Annotated in this window: 18 protein-coding genes; 8 read left to right on the forward strand and 10 right to left on the reverse strand. The window is 68.8% G+C overall.

Translation table 11 applies throughout. The features are described 5' to 3' along the window. Positions 1 to 14 precede the first annotated feature (14 nt). Genes H7J86_RS09840 through H7J86_RS09850 form a run of 3 tightly spaced genes read right to left on the reverse strand, consistent with a single transcriptional unit; the run spans position 15 to position 4184 of the window. Positions 15 to 974 carry an o-succinylbenzoate synthase gene (locus tag H7J86_RS09840; RefSeq protein WP_267292850.1) on the reverse strand — a complete coding sequence of 320 codons (960 nt, stop codon included), beginning with the start codon at positions 972 to 974 and terminating at the stop codon, positions 15 to 17. After that, a complete protein-coding gene (locus H7J86_RS09845) occupies positions 958 to 2547 on the reverse strand; it encodes a long-chain-fatty-acid--CoA ligase (RefSeq protein WP_267290743.1) in 1590 nt (529 codons plus the stop codon). The genes H7J86_RS09840 and H7J86_RS09845 overlap by 17 nt, the downstream gene beginning before the upstream one ends. A gap of 29 nt (positions 2548 to 2576) precedes the next feature. After that, positions 2577 to 4184 carry an amidohydrolase gene (locus H7J86_RS09850; RefSeq protein ID WP_267290745.1) on the reverse strand — a complete coding sequence of 536 codons (1608 nt, stop codon included), beginning with the start codon at positions 4182 to 4184 and terminating at the stop codon, positions 2577 to 2579. A 112-nt stretch (positions 4185 to 4296) separates the two neighbouring features. Between H7J86_RS09850 and H7J86_RS09855 the strand changes: the two genes are divergently transcribed. From H7J86_RS09855 to H7J86_RS09880, 6 genes are all read left to right on the forward strand, one after another. Next, positions 4297 to 4752, forward strand: coding sequence for a YciI family protein (locus H7J86_RS09855; RefSeq protein ID WP_267290747.1), 456 nt, complete (start codon positions 4297 to 4299; stop codon positions 4750 to 4752). Between the two features lie 210 nt (positions 4753 to 4962). Then, on the forward strand, positions 4963 to 6597 hold the full coding sequence (fadD8, locus tag H7J86_RS09860) for a fatty-acid--CoA ligase FadD8 (protein WP_187098245.1): 1635 nt from the start codon (positions 4963 to 4965) through the stop codon (positions 6595 to 6597). A 67-nt stretch (positions 6598 to 6664) separates the two neighbouring features. Further along, complete coding sequence (locus tag H7J86_RS09865; protein WP_276065266.1) at positions 6665 to 7858, forward strand: RNA polymerase sigma factor; 1194 nt, start codon at positions 6665 to 6667, stop codon at positions 7856 to 7858. Between the two features lie 29 nt (positions 7859 to 7887). Further along, on the forward strand, positions 7888 to 9126 hold the full coding sequence (locus H7J86_RS09870) for a GNAT family N-acetyltransferase (protein ID WP_267290751.1): 1239 nt from the start codon (positions 7888 to 7890) through the stop codon (positions 9124 to 9126). 14 nt (positions 9127 to 9140) lie between these two features. After that, a complete protein-coding gene (locus H7J86_RS09875; protein ID WP_267290753.1) occupies positions 9141 to 9821 on the forward strand; it encodes an HAD family hydrolase in 681 nt (226 codons plus the stop codon). Positions 9822 to 9830: 9 nt separating this feature from the next. Next, the gene (locus tag H7J86_RS09880) at positions 9831 to 10280 is read left to right on the forward strand and encodes a nitroreductase family deazaflavin-dependent oxidoreductase (RefSeq protein ID WP_090360196.1); all 450 of its coding nucleotides are present in this window, start codon (positions 9831 to 9833) and stop codon (positions 10278 to 10280) included. A 3-nt stretch (positions 10281 to 10283) separates the two neighbouring features. Here H7J86_RS09880 and H7J86_RS09885 read toward each other — a convergent pair whose 3' ends face one another. Next, the gene (locus H7J86_RS09885; protein ID WP_090360198.1) at positions 10284 to 10559 is read right to left on the reverse strand and encodes a hypothetical protein; all 276 of its coding nucleotides are present in this window, start codon (positions 10557 to 10559) and stop codon (positions 10284 to 10286) included. 96 nt (positions 10560 to 10655) lie between these two features. Between H7J86_RS09885 and H7J86_RS09890 the strand changes: the two genes are divergently transcribed. Next, entirely contained in the window at positions 10656 to 11558 is a 903-nt protein-coding gene (locus H7J86_RS09890) for a 1,4-dihydroxy-2-naphthoyl-CoA synthase (protein ID WP_090360199.1), read from the forward strand. A 9-nt stretch (positions 11559 to 11567) separates the two neighbouring features. Here the strand turns inward: H7J86_RS09890 and H7J86_RS09895 are convergent, their stop codons facing one another. After that, on the reverse strand, positions 11568 to 12062 hold the full coding sequence (locus H7J86_RS09895; RefSeq protein WP_090360201.1) for a pyridoxamine 5'-phosphate oxidase family protein: 495 nt from the start codon (positions 12060 to 12062) through the stop codon (positions 11568 to 11570). Between the two features lie 59 nt (positions 12063 to 12121). Here H7J86_RS09895 and H7J86_RS09900 point away from each other — a divergent pair, with 59 nt between their 5' ends. Beyond that, a complete protein-coding gene (locus tag H7J86_RS09900) occupies positions 12122 to 12979 on the forward strand; it encodes an SDR family oxidoreductase (protein WP_090360203.1) in 858 nt (285 codons plus the stop codon). Between the two features lie 22 nt (positions 12980 to 13001). On the opposite strand, the gene H7J86_RS09905 is transcribed toward H7J86_RS09900, so the two are convergent. From H7J86_RS09905 to H7J86_RS09925, 5 genes are read right to left on the reverse strand one after another with little or no spacing between them, the layout of a single operon-like run. Then, on the reverse strand, positions 13002 to 13868 hold the full coding sequence (locus H7J86_RS09905) for a polysaccharide deacetylase family protein (RefSeq protein ID WP_090360206.1): 867 nt from the start codon (positions 13866 to 13868) through the stop codon (positions 13002 to 13004). Further along, positions 13858 to 14826 carry an agmatinase gene (speB, locus tag H7J86_RS09910; protein ID WP_187098240.1) on the reverse strand — a complete coding sequence of 323 codons (969 nt, stop codon included), beginning with the start codon at positions 14824 to 14826 and terminating at the stop codon, positions 13858 to 13860. The genes H7J86_RS09905 and speB overlap by 11 nt, the downstream gene beginning before the upstream one ends. Next, positions 14823 to 15584 carry an SDR family NAD(P)-dependent oxidoreductase gene (locus H7J86_RS09915; protein ID WP_267290755.1) on the reverse strand — a complete coding sequence of 254 codons (762 nt, stop codon included), beginning with the start codon at positions 15582 to 15584 and terminating at the stop codon, positions 14823 to 14825. Before H7J86_RS09915 ends, speB begins: the two co-directional genes overlap by 4 nt. Beyond that, positions 15581 to 16279, reverse strand: coding sequence for an SDR family NAD(P)-dependent oxidoreductase (locus tag H7J86_RS09920; protein WP_090360212.1), 699 nt, complete (start codon positions 16277 to 16279; stop codon positions 15581 to 15583). The genes H7J86_RS09915 and H7J86_RS09920 overlap by 4 nt, the downstream gene beginning before the upstream one ends. Next, complete coding sequence (locus H7J86_RS09925) at positions 16272 to 17717, reverse strand: APC family permease (protein ID WP_090360215.1); 1446 nt, start codon at positions 17715 to 17717, stop codon at positions 16272 to 16274. Before H7J86_RS09925 ends, H7J86_RS09920 begins: the two co-directional genes overlap by 8 nt. Positions 17718 to 17797: the final 80 nt, after the last annotated feature.

The raw sequence follows: 17797 nt of genomic DNA on the forward strand, positions 1-17797 counted from the left end.
GCCGGCTGCGCGACTCACACCAGTGCATGGCATTCCCGCACCCGCTCGATCCACCACTGCCGCCGGTCCGGCCCCACGGCCAGTCCGGCCAAGCGGGCCGGGTCGGGCGTCACCGGCCCGACCGGAAGGTAGCCGTCGACCGGCGGCGCCGCGTCCACCACGTCCTCGACGAAGAGTCCCCCGGTGCCCAGCCCGCAGGCGTGCGGCAGGTCGGGCAGGCAGGCTGCGGCCAGCAGGCCGCGGGACATGCCGACCGCGGAGTCCAGCGCGCTCGACACCACCAGCGGGATGCCGATCGCGGTGGCGATCTCCAGCAGCCGGCTCACCCCGCCCAGCGGGGCCACCTTGACCACCGCGATATCGGCGGCCGCCAGGGCGACCACCCGGAACGGATCGTCCGCCTTGCGGATCGACTCGTCGGCCGCCACCGGCACATCGATCAGGCGGCGCAGCTGTGCGAGCTCTTCGACCGTGGCACAAGGCTGTTCGAGATACTCCAGGGGCCCGAGACTGTCGGCCGCCCGCACCGCCTGATCCACCGTCCACCCACCGTTGGCGTCGACCCGGACCACGGGCACCAGGGCGCGGACCGCGGCCACCCGGGCGATGTCGTCGGCAAGGGTCTGCCCCGGTTCGGCGACCTTCACCTTCGCGGTGGCGGCGCCGGGAAACCGGGCCAGCACCTCGGGCACCTGCGCGGCGGGCACCGCGGGTACGGTCGCGTTGATCGGGATCCGGTCGCGCCGTGGAACGGGCGAAACGCCGTACGCCGCTTCGATTCCCGACGCCAACCACAGCGCGGCCTCGGCCGGCGGGTACTCCAGGAACGCCCCGAATTCACCCCAGCCGGCGGGCCCGTCGATCAGCGCCACCTCGCGGACGGTGATCCCGCGGAACCGGACCCGCATCGGCAGCGCGACCACATGCAGCCGTTCCAGCAGATCGGTCAGCGGTACGTCAAACGGTGGCGCGATCGCGACCCTCCCAATGCGGCTTGCGTAGATCCTTCTTCATGATCTTGCCAGTAGGGTTGCGCGGCAGCGCATCGGTGAAGTCGACGGTCTTCGGGCACTTGTACGCCGCCAGGTGCTGACGCGCCCACGCGATGAGGTCGGCCTCGCTCGCGTCACCCTCCAAGGCCACGACGGCTTTGACCGCCTCGCCCCACTTCTCGTCCGGCACCCCGAACACCGCGACCTCGGCCACGGCCGGATGCTCGGCGAGTATCCGTTCCACCTCGATGGAGTACACATTCTCGCCGCCGGTGATGATCATGTCCTTGAGTCGGTCCTCGACGAACACGTAGCCCTCGGCGTCGATCCGGCCGATATCGCCGGTGCGGAACCAGCCGTCGGGGGTGATGGCCTCGGCGGTGGCCTCCGGTTTGTTCAGGTACCCCTTCATCAACTGCGGTGTGCGGAACCACAATTCACCCTGCTCGCCCTCGGGCACGTCCTGCCCGGTGTTGGGATCGACGACCCGCAGCTCGGTACCGGAGATCAGGGTGCCCGCACTGACCAGGCGCTCCTCGTTGTCCGCGCGGTGATCCTCGGGCATCAGCCGGGTCACCACCCCGCACACCTCGGTCAGCCCGTACACCTGGATGAACTCGGTGTCCGGCCAGGCCTCCAGCGCCTGACGCAGCAGCGGCAGCGGCATCGGGGAGGCGCCGTAGGCGTAGGTCTTCAGCGCGCCGAACAGCTGTACTGCCTCCGGGCCGGTGTCGAGCACCTTGGCCAGCACCGCGGGCACCAGGAAGGTCCGGTTGGCGCCGGCCAGGATGCCGCCGGCCAGCGCCGCGCCGTCGACGTCGCGGGTCATGTAGCTGGGTACGCCGTGGTGCAGTCCGTACTGCATGTAGGAGGTGCCCCCGACGTGGAACAGCGGCATGGCCACCAGGTTCTTGTCCCCGGGTTCGGCGGTCCAGCCCTCGAAGGCGTTGATCGTGTGGGCGATGACATTGGCCTGCGACAGCGCCACACCCTTGGGCCGGCCGGTGGTGCCCGACGAATACATGATGATGCAGGTGTCATCGGGGCTCACCTCGGGCGAGCGGCCGGTCGGGGTGGCGGCAGCCAGCATGGCTTCGTACTCGTCGTCGCCCTCGGGTTTGACCTCGATGATCTGCGTGACGGCGGGCAACTTGTCGCGGATCGCCTCGACGGCCGGCTTGAGATCGGTGCCGACGAAGAGCAGCTTGGCGCCGGAATCGTTGACCACATAGTCCAATTCCTCGGCGGCCAGCCGGAAATTGATGATGGCGTTGGCCGCGCCCAGCGACGCTGCCGCCAACGTCACCTCCACGCACGCCGGATGGTTCTTGTCCAGGAAGGCGACGACGTCACCGTGGCCGACACCCCGGGCCGCCAACGCCCCGGCCGCCCGCCGGATCCGGTCATCCCACTGGGACCAGGTCCAGCTCCGGCTGAGGTAGGTCACCGCCTCCTCGTCGGGTTTGGTTGCCGCCCAGTGGGCGACACGTTCATCGAGAAACCGCGGCTCGGGCAGGACTGGGCCGAGCGCAGCGACGGGAGTGGCCTCAGACATGCCCACAGCCTGCCACTTCTGCCTGGACATCAGGCCGGTTTGGGATAAACCTGTCGCCCCGCCAGATAGGTGGCGCGGACCGTCAGATTCGCCACCTCCTCGGGCCCCACCGCGGACGGATCCGCCGACAGCACAACAAGATCGGCATACTTACCGACCTCGATGGACCCGACGATGTCATCGGCGAACAGCTGGTAGGCGGCGTCGATGGTCTGCGCCTTGAGCCCCTGTTCCACCGTCAGCCGCTCCTGCGGTGCCAGCACCCGCCCGCTCGGTGCGGTGCGGGTCGCGGCCACGCTGATATTGCGCAGCGGCTCCTCGGGCGTGACCGGCGGATCGTTGTGCAGCGAGATCCGCATACCGGTGGCCACCGCCGACCCGCACGGCATCCACTGCTCCCCGTGTTCCGGCCCGAACAGCCCGTCGACGATGACGTCACCCCAGTAGTGCAGTTGATCGACGAACAGGCTGCAGGTGACGCCGAGGTCGTGCGCGCGCTGCAGCTGAGCCGGCGTGATGGCGCCGACGTGCTCCAGCCGCAGCCGGTGGTCTGCGCGTGGATTGGCTTGCAGCGCATGCTCATACACATCGAGGATGGTGTCGACGCCGTGATCGCCATGCACGTGGCAGGACATCTGCCAGCCCTGGGGATAGAACGTGCCGACGATCTCGGTGAGCTGCTCGCGGGTGTAGTTGGCATGTCCGCACGAGCCCGGGACGACACCGATGATGCGGGTGTCCTCGGTGTCCAGGTACGGGAACGTCAGGTCGACGTTGCCGATCCACGGTGAGCCGTCCACCCAGATCTTGATGCCCACCTGACGCACCAGGTCGTCGCCGTCACCGGGGCTCGCGTCGGTGTGCAGCGCGGCCGTGGACATCTCGTAGGTGCGCAACCGCACCGTCAACCGGTCGTGCAGTGCGGTGAGCACCGGCCGCAACATCGGGTCGAACGCCATCTCCGAACATGTCGTGAGTCCGGCCCGGTTCAGCCGCTCGCATTCGGCCATCAGCATCGCCGGATAGTCGCTGACCTTGACGGCCCCACCGAGCAGCGGGAACACCGCCGCGGATTCTTCGGCGGTACCGTCGAGTTCACCGTCGGCCCCGCGTCCGTAGCGCGCCCCCTTGGGGTCCGGGGTCTCCCGCGAGAGCCCGGCGGCGCGGGCCGCCGCGGCATTGAAGAAGGCCTTGTGGCCCGAGTTGTGGATGATCACCAGCGGGGTGTCCGCCATCTCGTTCAACCAGGACAACGTGGGTTCGGGCAGACCGCGCTGCAGCAGCGGATCCCAGCCGTTCAGGTACGCGCCGTCCGCGCCACGCTTGGCAACCTCGGCGCGGACGGCGGCGACCACCTCATCGGCCGAGCGCAGCGTGACGGGCCGGATGTCGGCCATCCGGTCCGACAGCGCGACGGCCTCCATCAGCGGATGGCCGTGTGCCTCGACGAACCCGGGCAGCACGCAGCCGTCCCCGACGTCGACCACCGCGGTGTCCGGCCCGACCCACTCCTGGGTGTCGGCCGGATCAGCCCCGATGGCGACGATGCGGCCGTCGCTGACCGCGAGCGATCGTGCGGTCGGTCGGGAGTCGTCGATGGTGCGGATGTTTCCGGTGATGACCAGGTCGGCGGGCATGACGATGATTCTTCAAACTTTTTTGCCGAGCCGTGTCGATTTGGCCGGGTGTCGTTCGACGTCATCTCGAGGGCACGATAAGCGGAGCCCCGAGACGACAGGAGAGAACACGATGTCGCGCTACATGCTGATCATGCGGTCCACCCCGGCGGCCGAAGAGTTCGTGGCGGAAAATATCGATTTCACCGAGATCATCGCCGCGATGGGCCGCTACAACGAGGAGCTCATCAAGGCCGGTGTGATGCTGGCCGGTGAGGGGCTGACCCCACCCGAGGAGGGCTTCGTGGTCGACTTCGACGCCGACCCGCCCGTGATCACCGACGGCCCGTACACCGAGACCAAGGAGCTGTTCAACGGCTTCTGGATCCTGGACGTGTCGTCGGTGGAGGAGGCCAAACAGTGGGCGCGCAAGTGCCCGCTCGGGCCGGGCGTGAAGCTGGAGGTGCGCCGGGTCAGCGAGACCGACGAGTTCCCGCAGGACAACGAGTGGATCCAGAAGGAGATCCAGTGGAAGGCCGATATGGCCGAGAAGCTGGCGGCCGACGCCCGCAAGGCCGCGGGCCGCTGATCGGCCGCCGACGCGTGAACGCGGTCCCCGACGGTGCGTCACACCGCCGGGGACCACGCCGGCCCTCCCCCGATGGCCGCGCCGGCAAACCCCTCGTCTCCGTTGCACACCAGTCTCCGACGGCCTGCGCGGACGCGCATGCGTAGTTGACTACCTGCTTTTCGGGGCATCCCCTGGCTTCATTTCTGAAACACGTTCTAGTCTGTCTGTATGACCCAAGCTGTTGCTTCCTCGCGCGAGCGCTCGTCAGGCGACCTGCTGAGGCACCCCATCCATTCCGGACACCTCACCGTGGGCGCCCTCAAGCGCAACAAGAACAAGCCGGTGCTGTTCCTCGGCGACACCACGCTGACCGGTGGTCAGCTCGCCGAACGGATCAGCCAGTACATTCAGGCCTTCGAGGCGCTCGGCGCCGGCACCGGCGCGGCCGTCGGACTGCTCTCGCTGAACCGCCCCGAGGTGCTGATGATCATCGGCGCCGGGCAGACCCAGGGCTACCGCCGCACGGCACTACACCCTCTAGGCTCACTGGACGATCACGCCTACGTATTGACCGACGCCGGGGTCAGCACGCTGGTCATCGACCCCACCCCGGCTTTCGTCGAGCGGGCGCTCGGCCTGCTGGAGAAGGTGCCCTCGTTGCGCCAGGTGCTGACGATCGGTCCCGTCCCGCAAGCACTGGCCGGGGTCGCCACGGATCTGGCCGCCGAGGCCGCCACGTACGATCCGCAGCCCCTGGTCGCCGCCGACCTGGCCCCCGATCATGTCGGTGGGCTCACCTACACCGGAGGCACGACCGGCAAGCCCAAAGGCGTCATCGGCACCGTGCAATCGATCACCACGATGACGACGATCCAGCTCGCCGAGTGGGAGTGGCCCCAGCATCCGAAGTTCCTGATGTGCACCCCGCTGTCGCACGCGGGGGCGGCGTTCTTCGTACCCACCATCATCAAGGGCGGTGAGCTGGTCGTGCTGACCAAGTTCGACCCGGCCGAGGTGCTGCGGGTGATCGAGGAACAGAAGATCACCGCCACCATGCTGGTGCCGTCGATGATCTACGCACTGATGGATCACCCGGATTCGCACACCCGGGACCTGTCGTCGCTGGAAACCGTCTACTACGGCGCCTCGGCGATGAACCCGGTGCGGCTCAAGGAGGCCATCGACCGGTTCGGCCCGATCTTCGCGCAGTACTACGGCCAGTCCGAAGCACCGATGGTGATCACCTACCTCGCCAAGGACGACCACGACGAGAAGCGGCTGACCTCGTGCGGTAGGCCCACCCTGTTCGCCCGGGTGGCCCTGCTCGGCGACGACGGCAACCCGGTGCCCCAGGGCGAGGTCGGCGAGATCTGCGTGTCCGGTCCGTTGCTGTCGGGCGGGTACTGGAATCTGCCGGAGGCCACCGCCGACACCTTCAAGGACGGCTGGATGCACACCGGCGACCTGGCCCGCGAGGACGAGGACGGCTTCTACTTCATCGTCGACCGCACCAAGGACATGATCGTCACCGGCGGGTTCAACGTGTTCCCCCGCGAGGTGGAGGACGTCATCGCCGAACACCCGGCGATCGCCCAGGTCTGCGTCATCGGAACGCCCGACGAGAAGTGGGGCGAGGCGGTGACGGCGGTGGTCGTGCTGCGTCCGGGCGCCCCGTCCGACGAAGCCGCGGTGTCGGCGATGACGGTGGAGATCCAGTCCGCGGTCAAGGACCGTAAAGGGTCGGTGCAGTCTCCCAAGCAGGTCATCGTCGTCGACGCGGTGCCGGTGACCGCGCTGGGCAAGCCGGACAAGAAGGCGGTGCGCGCCCAGTTCTGGGCCGGTGCGGCCCGATCCGTGGGCTGAGCCCTCCCGCGCGCACAATGGCAACGTGCCGGAGGACATACGCCAGACCGTGGATGCGGTGTGGCGGATGGAGGCCGCGAAGATCATCGCGACGCTGACCCGCTGGGTGGGTGATCTCGGCATGGCCGAGGACCTGGCATCCGATGCCCTGGTCGACGCGCTGACCCAGTGGCCGCAATCCGGGGTGCCCCGCAACGCGGGCGCCTGGTTGACCACCGTCGCCAAGCGCAAGGCCGTCGACCAATGGCGCCGCCAGGAGAACCTGGACGCCAAGTACGCGGCGCTGGCCCGCGAGCTGGACGACCACGCCGACCAGGCGTGGGATCCCGATCGCATCGACGATGACGTGTTGCGGCTCATCTTCACCGCCGCGCATCCGGTGTTGTCCCGCGAAGCCCAGATCGCGCTGACGCTGCGCGTGGTGGCCGGGCTGACCACCGACGAGATCGCGCGGGCGTTCCTGATCCCGAAAGCAACTGCGGCGGCCCGGATCACCCGCGCCAAGAAAGCCCTGGCGGGGTGCGCGTTCGAGGTGCCCGAGCGCGACGAGTTCCGAGCCCGGCTGTCCGCGGTGCTCGGTGTCCTCTATCTGATCTACAACGAGGGCTACTCGGCGTCGTTCGGCAGCCGCTGGATTCGCGACGAATTGTGCAGTGAGGCAATCCGACTGGCCCGTGTGCTGGCGGCACTGGTGCCCGCTGAACCCGAAGTCCACGGGTTGCTGGCCCTGATGGAGTTCCAGTCCTCGCGGTTCGCCGCGCGCACCGACGCCGACGGTAACGCCATCCTGTTGGAAGACCAGGACCGCACCCGTTGGGACCGGGCTCAGATCCGGCGTGCCACCGTGGCCCTGCAGCGCGCCGAGGACGCGCGGGCCGGGCGCGGTTGGGGCCCTTACGGGCTGCAGGCCGCACTGGCCGAATGCCACGCGGTGGCGCCCACGAGTGCCGACACCGACTGGTCCCGCATCGTGACGATCTACGATGCCCTGCTGCAGATCTCGCCGTCGCCGGTGATCGAGCTGAACCGCGCCGTCGCGGTGGCGATGGCGCAGGGACCCGCCACCGGCCTGCGGATCGCCGACGGCATCACCGGGCTGCAGGACTCCTATCTGCTGCCCAGCGTGCGCGGCGAACTGCTGGCCCGGCTGAACCGCCACGCCGAGGCGGCGGCTGCGTTTCACGCCGCGGCCGAACTGGTCGGCAATGACCGGGAACGCGACGTGTTGCTGCGCAAGGCCGCCAGATATTCACGTGACTGACCGGACCGCGGTGCGGTACGCATGAACGTGTGCCCGAACTGAGATTGCGCGCTGTTACCGACGATGACGACTTCCAGAGCTTCATGGCCACCATGTATTCGGTGTTCCTGCAGGATCCCCAGCCCGACGAGATCGAGCTGGGCCGCAAGTTCACCGAGCTGGACCGCATGTTCGGTTTCCACGACGGAACCCGCTGGGCCGCCACCGCGGGCGCCTTCAGCAAGAAGGTGAGCCTGCCCGGCGGTGCGCTGGTGCCGGTCGCCGCCGTCACCGGAGTGACGGTGTCGCCCAGCCATCGGCGCAAGGGTCTGCTCACGGCGATGATGCGCCACCAGCTCGACGACGTCCGCTCCCGCGGCACCGAAGCCCTGGCCATGCTGTTCGCCTCCGAGACGCTGATCTACGGCCGGTTCGGATACGGGCTGGCCAGCTCCAATGCGGTGCTCTCCGGCAGGGTCCGCGACCTCGGGTTCCGCGCCGACGTCGATCTGGGCGCGGGGACGGTGTCCGAGACCGACCGCGAGACCCTGCTGGGGGCCGCCCCGGCGATCTACGACCGGGCGCTGGCGAACCTGCCCGGCCGGATGGACCGCCCCGGCCCCTGGTGGGACTACTGGCTGCACGACAGTGCGGAACGGCGCAAAGGTACCGGCAGTATCCGGTTCGCCCTGCATCACGAGCCCGACGGATCCGCCAGCGCCTACGCGATCTACCGGCCCAAGTCGGATTGGGCGCCGGCCGGGCCCAACGGCGAACTGCACGTCCAGGAGGTACGCGCCACCAATCCTCGTGCCTACGCACATATTTGGCGCTACCTGCTCGATATCGACCTGATCAGGACCGTGCAGTACGACGGTGCCGCGGTGGACGAACGGCTGCGTTATCTGGTCGCCGACCAGCGGGCGCTGCAATGCCAGGTGAACGACGCCATCTTCACCCGACTGGTCGATGTGCCGCGCGCCCTGACACTGCGGCGGTACGCCGGCGATGTCGACGTGGTGCTGCAGGTCAACGACGAGTTCTGCCCGTGGAACACCGGACGGTTTCGGCTGCGGGCCGGCCGCGACGGCGCCGAGTGCGAAAACACCGACGCCCCATCCGATATCGCGATCACCGCGCGCGATCTCGGGGCCATCTACCTGGGTGGGGTGAGCCTGCAGGCGCTGACCACCGCGGGCCTGGCCGGTGAACTGACCTCGGGTGCGGTACCCGCGACAGCGACCGCGTTCGGCTGGCCGGTGGCGCCGAGCATGCCCGATCACTTCTGAGCCAAGATGGAACGGTGACTCACCTACGCGCGGTCCTCTTCGACTACTCCGGCACGCTGTTCCGACTCGAGGAGGACGACAGCTGGTTCGCCGGCATCACCGTGGACGAGCAAGCGGTCGAGGGCCATGTGCAGGCCGAACTGATGCGCCGGGTGACCGCACCCACCGGCAACTCCGTGCCGATGGACGAAGAACAGCACCACAACTGGGCGAACCGGGACCTGGAACCGCACCTGCACCGCGAGGCCTACCTGCATGTGCTGCGCGAATCCGGCCTCACCGACCAACACGCGAGGAGCCTGTACCCCAAGCTGGTCGACCCGGCGTCCTGGACGCCCTACCCGGACACCGCAGCGGCGCTGAACGGCCTGCGCGCCGCCGGCGTCGCGACGGCGGTGGTGTCGAATATCGCCTTCGATCTCCGGCCCGCGTTCGCGGCCGTCGGCACCGCGGCCGACGAATACGTGCTGAGCTTCGAGGTCGGCGCCATCAAACCGGATGCCGCGATCTTCCGCATCGCCCTGGCACGCCTGGGTGTCGATGCGGCCGAGACGCTGATGATCGGTGACAGCGAGGAGGCCGACGGCGGAGCGCGCGCCCTGGGATGCGCTTTCGCACTAGTCGACCCGCTGCCCACCGCGCAACGCCCGGACGGCCTGTTGCACGCACTCCGCGAGCACGGGTTCGACCTCTAGGCTGAACACATGGCGCAGGAACGTATCCGACCGCCCTGGTGGCTCAAGTACGTCAACAAGGTCATGATCGGGCTGTCGAAGCTCGGCGTCGGCGGCGACAAGGGCCCGTTGGTGCTCACCGTGCCCGGCCGCAAATCCGGCAAGCTGCGGTCGACACCGGTCACCCCCATGACGGTGGACGGGCACCGCTATGTCGTCGGCGGCCTGCCCGGCGCGGACTGGGTCGCCAATGTCCGCGCCGCCGGCGCGGCCACCCTGAGCCAGGGACGCACCACCACGCGGGTGCGGATGGTCGAGATGGCCGCCGAGGAAGCCGGGCCGCTGCTCCGGCAGTTTCCCGTGCTGGTGCCCACCGGGGTGAGCTTCATCCGCAATGCCGGCCTGGTGACCGGCCCGAACCCGGACGAGTTCGAGGCGCTGGCGGGCCGGATACCGGTGTTCCGGTTCGACCCCGTCTAGCCCCTAGAGGTGCGGGGCCTCTTTGATCTTGCTGTCCTGCTTACCGGCGGTCTGACAGAACGTCTGCACCGAGAGACGGGTGCCGGTGATCTCCAATTGCGCTGCGTCCTGGCCCTTTTCGTCCTTGAGCATCTTGGCGACCGCGTCGGTCTGGGTCTTCTCGTCCGCGTTGAGGAAGTCCTTGCACGATGTGTCACCACCCGTGATCGACGGGGCCGAGCACCCCATGAGCAGCCCTGCTGCTGCGAAAGCCGTCAGCAAACCGGTAGTGAACTTCATCGTCACCCTCCTGTGTCTCGGTGCGTGGGACGCACTGTGGCGGCTCACTGATACCCGACTACCCACCCGGCCAAACATCCTGAATACAGTCGGGGCATGACCTTTGACCCGGCGCTCTGGCAGCCCGTACCCGGTTTCGAGCTGACCGACATCACCTACCACCGGCATGTCCTCGACGGTGTCGCGCAGCCGACGGTGCGGGTGGCTTTCGACCGGCCCGAGGTGCGCAACGCGTTCCGGCCGCACACCGTTGATGAGCTGTACCGGGTACTCGACCATGCCCGGATGTCGCCCGACGTCGGGGTGATCCTGCTGACCGGCAACGGCCCGTCGGCCAAGGACGGCGGCTGGGCGTTCTGCTCCGGCGGCGATCAGCGCATCCGCGGGCGCAGCGGCTACCAGTACGCCGAGGGCGAGACTGCCGAGACGGTGGATCCGGCGCGGGCCGGGCGGTTGCACATCCTGGAGGTGCAGCGGCTCATCCGGTTCATGCCGAAGGTGGTCATCTGCCTGGTCAACGGATGGGCCGCCGGTGGCGGACACAGCCTGCACGTGACCTGCGACCTGACCTTGGCCAGCCGCGAGCACGCCCGGTTCAAGCAGACCGATGCCGACGTCGGCAGCTTCGACGGCGGGTTCGGCAGTGCCTACCTGGCCCGCCAGACCGGCCAGAAGTTCGCCCGCGAGATCTTCTTCCTGGGCCGCACCTACGACGCGCAGACCATGTACCAGATGGGTGCGGTGAACGACGTCGTCGATCACGCCGATCTGGAGACCACCGGTCTGCAGTGGGCCGCCGAGATCAACGGCAAATCGCCCCAGGCCATCCGGATGCTGAAGTTCGGTTTCAACCTGATCGACGACGGCCTGGTGGGACAGCAGGTGTTCGCCGGTGAGGCAACACGTTTGGCGTATATGACCGATGAGGCCGTAGAGGGCCGCGACGCCTTCCTGGAGAAGCGCGACCCGGACTGGAGCGGGTTTCCGCGCTACTTCTAGAACCTGACGTCAGAACCGAAACGACGTCTGCCCGTGCGGCGCCTTCGCGAAGGCCAGCACCTTAGCCGGCGCCACCTCGAACACGTACGCGGCGTTCTCGCCCGGGCTGAACGTCTCGTCATCGCAGTCGAAGGTCCAGTCCTCGCCGTACTTGGCGCGATAGGCCGCCGCCAGCGCGGTCAACCGGTCGCGGCCTCGCACCCGCTGCGCGGTGCCCTCGACCACCGCGTCGAGTCCGGCGTTCCAGGTGTTGGTCCCCGTCGTGACGGCGACGGCCGCGCCGTGGGCGAGGTTGTGTGCCTTCTGCTCGGTCGGTCCGGTGCAGAACACGAACGCCTGCCCCGTCCACAGCCCGACCAGCGGGGTGACGTGCGGGCGGCCGTCGGCGCGCACGGTGCTGAGCCAGTACAGCTCGGCGCCGGTCAGCAGGTCCGCCACCGAACCCCAGTCGACGGGTGTGGTGGCCTCGCTGAAGCGGGTGTCCAGGGTTGCGGTGATCGCCATGTCATGGTGACCACGCGGGCGGCGCGAACTCATCGCGGCGGCCTTCCTAGACTCGCTGGGTGAGCTTGAACCCGTTGCGCCGACTGTCCGAAGCCGTGCTGCTCACCAGCATGCGCCCGCCGCTGACGGAATACCTCAGCCGCGGGCCCGAGGTCGAGTTGCGCGGTAAGCGCATCCTGATCACCGGCGCCTCCTCCGGTATCGGCGAGGCCTCCGCGCGCAAGCTCGCCGCGTGCGGCGCGAGCCTCATCGTGGTGGCCCGCCGGGCCGACCTGCTGCAGACCCTCACCGAGAGCATCCGCGACGGCGGCGGTATCGCCGAGGCGATCCCGGCCGACCTGTCCGATCTGGATGCCGTCGACGCCCTCACCGCGCAGGTGCTCGAAAGCCACGGCGGCATCGACATCCTGATCAACAACGCCGGGCGCTCCATCCGGCGCCCACTGATCGAATCGCTGGAGCGCTGGCATGACCTGGAGCGCACCATGGCGCTGAACTACTACTCGCCGCTGCGGCTGATGCGGGCCCTGGTGCCGGGGATGATCGACCGCGGCGACGGGCACGTCATCAACGTCTCGACGTGGGGTGTGATGAACGAGTCGTCACCGCTGTTCGGGGCGTATCAGGCGTCGAAGGCCGCGCTGACCGCGATCAGCCGGGTCGCCGAGACCGAGTGGTCGGGCAAGGGTGTGCATTCCACGACGCTGTTCTACCCGCTGGTGAAGACACCGATGATCGAACCCACCGAGGCTTTCCGGGGCATGCCGGGCCTGTCGGCCGAGGAGGCCGCGGACTGGATGCTGACGGCGGCACGGACCCGACCGGTGCGCATCGCTCCCCGGATGGCGGTGTCGGCCAAGGCGCTCGACAGCATCGCCCCCAGCCTGCTGGACGCGATCATGAAGCGCGGGATCTGAGTCGCGGCGACCGGGGACTCGACTACGGCCTCGTGATGCTGCGCGGCTCCAGTCCCAGCGACCGGACGTGCTCGGCGATGGCGCCCAGGTTCGTCGTCCACACCTGGTCGTGTTCGACGACGTAGCGCATCAGGTCGCCGAGTTCCACCGCACGCGATGCCCGCCCCGACAGGAACGGGTGGTTGGTGAGCACCCAGCACGCGCCGGCGTCACGCAGCGCGTCGAACTCCAGCTGCCACAGTTCTCGCGCCTTACGCGGGCTCTCGATCAGCCCGCTGCCCGAGATGTCGGGCAGGTAGCAGTACTGCTCCCAGTCGTCGAGCGCCCACTGGATGGGGATCTCCACCAGCGAGCCGTCGCCCACCGCCAGCTCATACGGATGATCGGCGTCCATCAGGCTGGAGTCATAGAGGAACCCGCGCTCGGCCAGCAGTCCCGGCGTGTGCCAGGACAGATCCCACATCGGTGCGCGGTAGCCGACCGGGCGGACACCGGCCACCTCGGCCAGCGCTTGCAGCCCGCGGTCGAGCGCCTCGTTCTCCTGCTCCAGCGTCAGCGCCGTGGGCTGCTCGTGCAGATAGCCATGATGGGCGATCTCGTGTCCGGCGGCGACGATGCTGCGCACGGCGTCGGGATACCGGTGCGCGGTGTGACCCGGCACGAAGAAGGTCGCCGGGATCTGGTGGCGGTCCAGCAGATCGAGGATGCGCGGGATCCCGACGAGCGGCCCGTACGCCTGATGGGAGATCACGCTCATCCGCGCCGCGACGGCCTCGTTCCCCCACAGCACCGCCGACTCGGCGTCCACATCGAACGTGAACGCCGCCGCCGCGGACTTACCGGCGGGCCAGCGGAATGTCCCGTCGCTCGGGAAGGGGCTAGAAGTCATCGGCCATCAGGCTAACCAGTTCATAGGCGAGATTGGCCGCCGCGACGGCGGTCACCTCACCGTTGTCGTAGGCGGGGGCGACCTCGACGACATCGGCGCCGACGATCCGCATCCCGCGCATGGCGCGCAGCACGGCGACCAGTTCGCGGCTGGTCATGCCGCCGATCTCCGGGGTCCCGGTGCCGGGGGCGAACGCCGGGTCGAGCACGTCGATATCGATCGACACGTAGACCGGGTGCTCGCCGACCCGGGTCCTGATGCGCTCGATGACACCGTCGATCCCGATCCTGTCGATATCGCGGCAGTGCACGATGGTGAACCCCAGCGATTCGTCGTCGAGCAGATCGGCCCGGTCGTACAACGACCCGCGGATACCCACGTGTGCCGAGTGGTCTTTGACCAGCAGACCCTGCTCGGCGGCACGGCGGAACGGTGTGCCGTGCGTGCACGGCGCCCCGAAATAGGTGTCCCAGGTGTCCAGGTGGGCGTCGAAATGCACCAGCGCCACCGGCCCGTGCACCTGGTTGACCGCCTGCAGCGCAGGCAGCGCGATGGTGTGATCGCCGCCGAGCAGGACGACGCGCTGCTCCGGGCGCCCCAGCAGTTCGGCCACACCGTCGCGGATCTGATCCACCGCTTCGGTGATGTCGAACGGGTTGGCCGAGATGTCGCCGGCGTCGACCACCTGAGCCTGCGCGAACGGGCTGATGTCGAGTGCGGGGTGGTAGGGCTTGAGCAGCCGGGACGCCTGCCGGATCGCGGCGGGCCCGAATCGGGCGCCCGGCCGGTAGGTGACGCCGCTGTCGAACGGCACGCCCACCACCGCGATGTCGTGGTCGGTCACCTCGTGGCGCTGGGGTAGGCGCGCGAAAGTCGCCAACCCCGCGTAGCGCGGGACAACCTGGGCATCGACCTGCCCGACCTTGCCCGCCGGTGACCGTACGTACCGCTGCGTCATACCCTGCTCCTTGTGGATCCCCCATTGCAGGAGATCACCTGTCCGACAACCGCTTCCATTCCGAAGTCACTCAGCAGCAGGACCGCGGCGGCGATCTCGTCCGCAGTTCCGATGCGGCCCAACGGGATCGACTCCGCGTACCGGGCCGCAACCGCGGCCAGACCGACTCCGGCCGCGTCGGCGTCGACCTGCAGCTGCGGGGTGTCGATCACCCCGGGTGCCACCGCGTTCACGATGATCCGCTCCGGGGCGAGCTCCCGGCCCAGCGTCTTGACCAGCGAGATGAGCCCGGCTTTCGATGCCGCGTAAGCGGTGGCGTCGGGCCAGCCGGTCACGCCCCACTCACTGGTGATCACCACGATGCGGCCCTCCCCCAGCCGGCGCATATGCGGCAGCACGGCCCGCACCAGATGGAACGTGCCGCCGAGATTGGTGTCGACGACCCGCCACCAGTCGCGTTCGTCGTGCTCAAGCAGGGGCGCCATGGTCATGTAGGCGTGGTTGGCGACCAGGACGTCGAGGCGCCCGGCGGCCGCCGCGACCGCGTCGGCGAGCTGCGCGCACACCTGCGGGTCGGACACATCGCCGGGTACCGCGAGTCCGCCGATCTCGGTGGCCAGTGCGGCCAGGGCGTCGCTGGGGCGAATATCGTTGACCGCCACGGTTGCTCCCGCGGCAGCGAGCCGTCGCGCATGGGCGGCACCCATGCCCTGCGCGGCCCCGGTGACCAGGACGACACGACCTGTCAGCGAGTTCATATGACCGCCCCCGAGTTCACGTTCACCACATCGCCGGTGCTGAAGGTGGCATCGCACACCAGGTATTCGACGCAGCGCGCCACCTCGGCCGGTGCGGTGAGCCGGCGCAGCGGCAGGGTGGCCAGGTATTCCGGTGCGCGCCAGGGTGAATCCGCGGCCAGCAGTGGGGTGTCGGTGGGGCCGGGGGCGACGGCGTTCACCCGCACGCCACCGCCGGCCACTTCGGCCGCCAGGCTGCGGACCAGTCCGAGGATCGCCCCCTTGGCCGCCGCGTAATGCGCATCGTGCTCGCCGCCGCCGACGGCGAGTTCACTGGCCACCGCCACCACGGCTCCCGAGTTCCGTTGCAGCATCCCGGGTAGGCACGCCCGCGTCGCGTGGAACAAGCCGCCGAGGTGTACCCGCAGCATGCGCCGCCACGCTTGTGCGTCGATCTCGGCCACCGGCGCCATCTCGTAGTAGCCGGCCGATGTCACCAGCGCGGTGATCGGGCCGAGTCGGCGGCCGATCTCGGCGATCGCACCGGTGACCGCGGGCCCGTCGCAGACATCCACGGCCACCACGTGATCGGCATCGGCGCGGTCACTGAGATCCAGGGTGCCGACCAGATATCCGCGGTGCCGCAGCGCGGAGACGACGGCGGCGCCGATCCCGCTAGCACCGCCGGTCACCACGGCGACGGGCGCGTCAGGCATCCGCGGTCTCGAGTTCGTCGATCACCTCGGCGCCGACGATGCGGCGGCGCACGCCGAACAGGACCACGCACCCGACGATCAGCACGACCGCCACCCCGATCCACACCGACCAGTCCAGATACCGCTCGTCATACACCGCACGCGGCCAGGAGATGTTGAGCATCTGCAGCACCGCCCAGACCGCGGCGACCACGGCCACCGGGGTGGTGGCCCGCCCCAGGGAGAACGCGCCATCGGTCCACTTCCGCCGGGCCAGCACCACCACGAACCCGATCAGCGGGAACAGGAATGCCAGGTAGAAACCGCCGGTGGTGAAGTTGACCATCAGCGAATAGATGTCTCCGGCCACGATGCTGAGCAGGAACAGCGCGCCGCCCACGACGGTGGTCACCAGGATGGCCAGCACCGGGATCCGCGCGGTGCCGCTCAGCCGGGCCAGCGCGGTGGCACCGGGCAGCGCACCGTCGCGGGCGTAGGCCCAGATCACCCGCGACGCCGACGTCTGCAGGGCCAGGAAGCTCGCAATGAAGCCGATGACGAAGAGCACCTCGACCGGCTTGGCGATGCCGCGACCCAGTGCGGTGGTGAGGGTTTCGTACACCGGGTCGGCCACCGAACCGGCGAGCACCGCGTCGAGGTCGGGAATGGCCAGGATGATCGCCAGGCTGGAGTAGGCCACCACCAGCGCGATGAACGTCAGCGAGAACAGCACGGCCTTGGGCAGATAGCGGCGCGGTTCGTGCACCTCCTCGGCGATCGCGCCCGCGCTCTCGAACCCCACGAAGGAGAACCCGATGAACGCCACCGCGATCAGGAACGGGCCGCTGAGATAGGTCCAGGTGCTGGTGTCCGCGCCGCCACCCTCGAACAGCACCGAGATCGAATTCTGCCGGTGGAACAGCAGCAGCCACGTGCCCAGGCCGATCGAACCGATCACCTCGGCCACGATGCTGGCGGTCATGAACACCTTGAGCGCGCCCCGCCCGATCAGGTTGATGGCGGTCCCACCGACCAGGATCACCAAGGCGATCACGGCCCGCAACCCACCCGACGGTGCGTCGACACCGGCGATGTTGGCCACGAACCCGGCCGCGCCCAGGGCGACGGTGGCCATCGCGATCACCAACGTCCACATGTAGACCCACCCCGCGAGCCAGCCGTAGGTGGTGCCCAGCAGCCGCCGCGACCACTGGTAGATGGACCCTTCCAGGGGCCAGCGCGACACCAGCATCGCGAACACCAGCGCGACCAGTAACTGTCCGCCGAACACCAGCGCGAAACCCCACCAGAAGCTCGGCCCGGCGGCGGCCAGCGCCAGGCCGAAGATGCCGTAGAGCGCCACGATCGGTGAGATGAACGCGAAGGCGAACGCGAACGCCGACCACAGCGAGAATTCGCGCCGCAGGACGTGCGACCCGTCGGTATCAGGTGCTGACATGGTGCTGCTCCTCAGGACGTGTTGGACGAACTATCAACCGGCGCCCGCATGTGCACCAGCGTTGCAGGCGAAGACGCTGC

It is taken from the genome of Mycobacterium hackensackense, assembly GCF_025822555.1.
Classification (GTDB): Bacteria; Actinomycetota; Actinomycetes; order Mycobacteriales; family Mycobacteriaceae; genus Mycobacterium; species Mycobacterium fluoranthenivorans.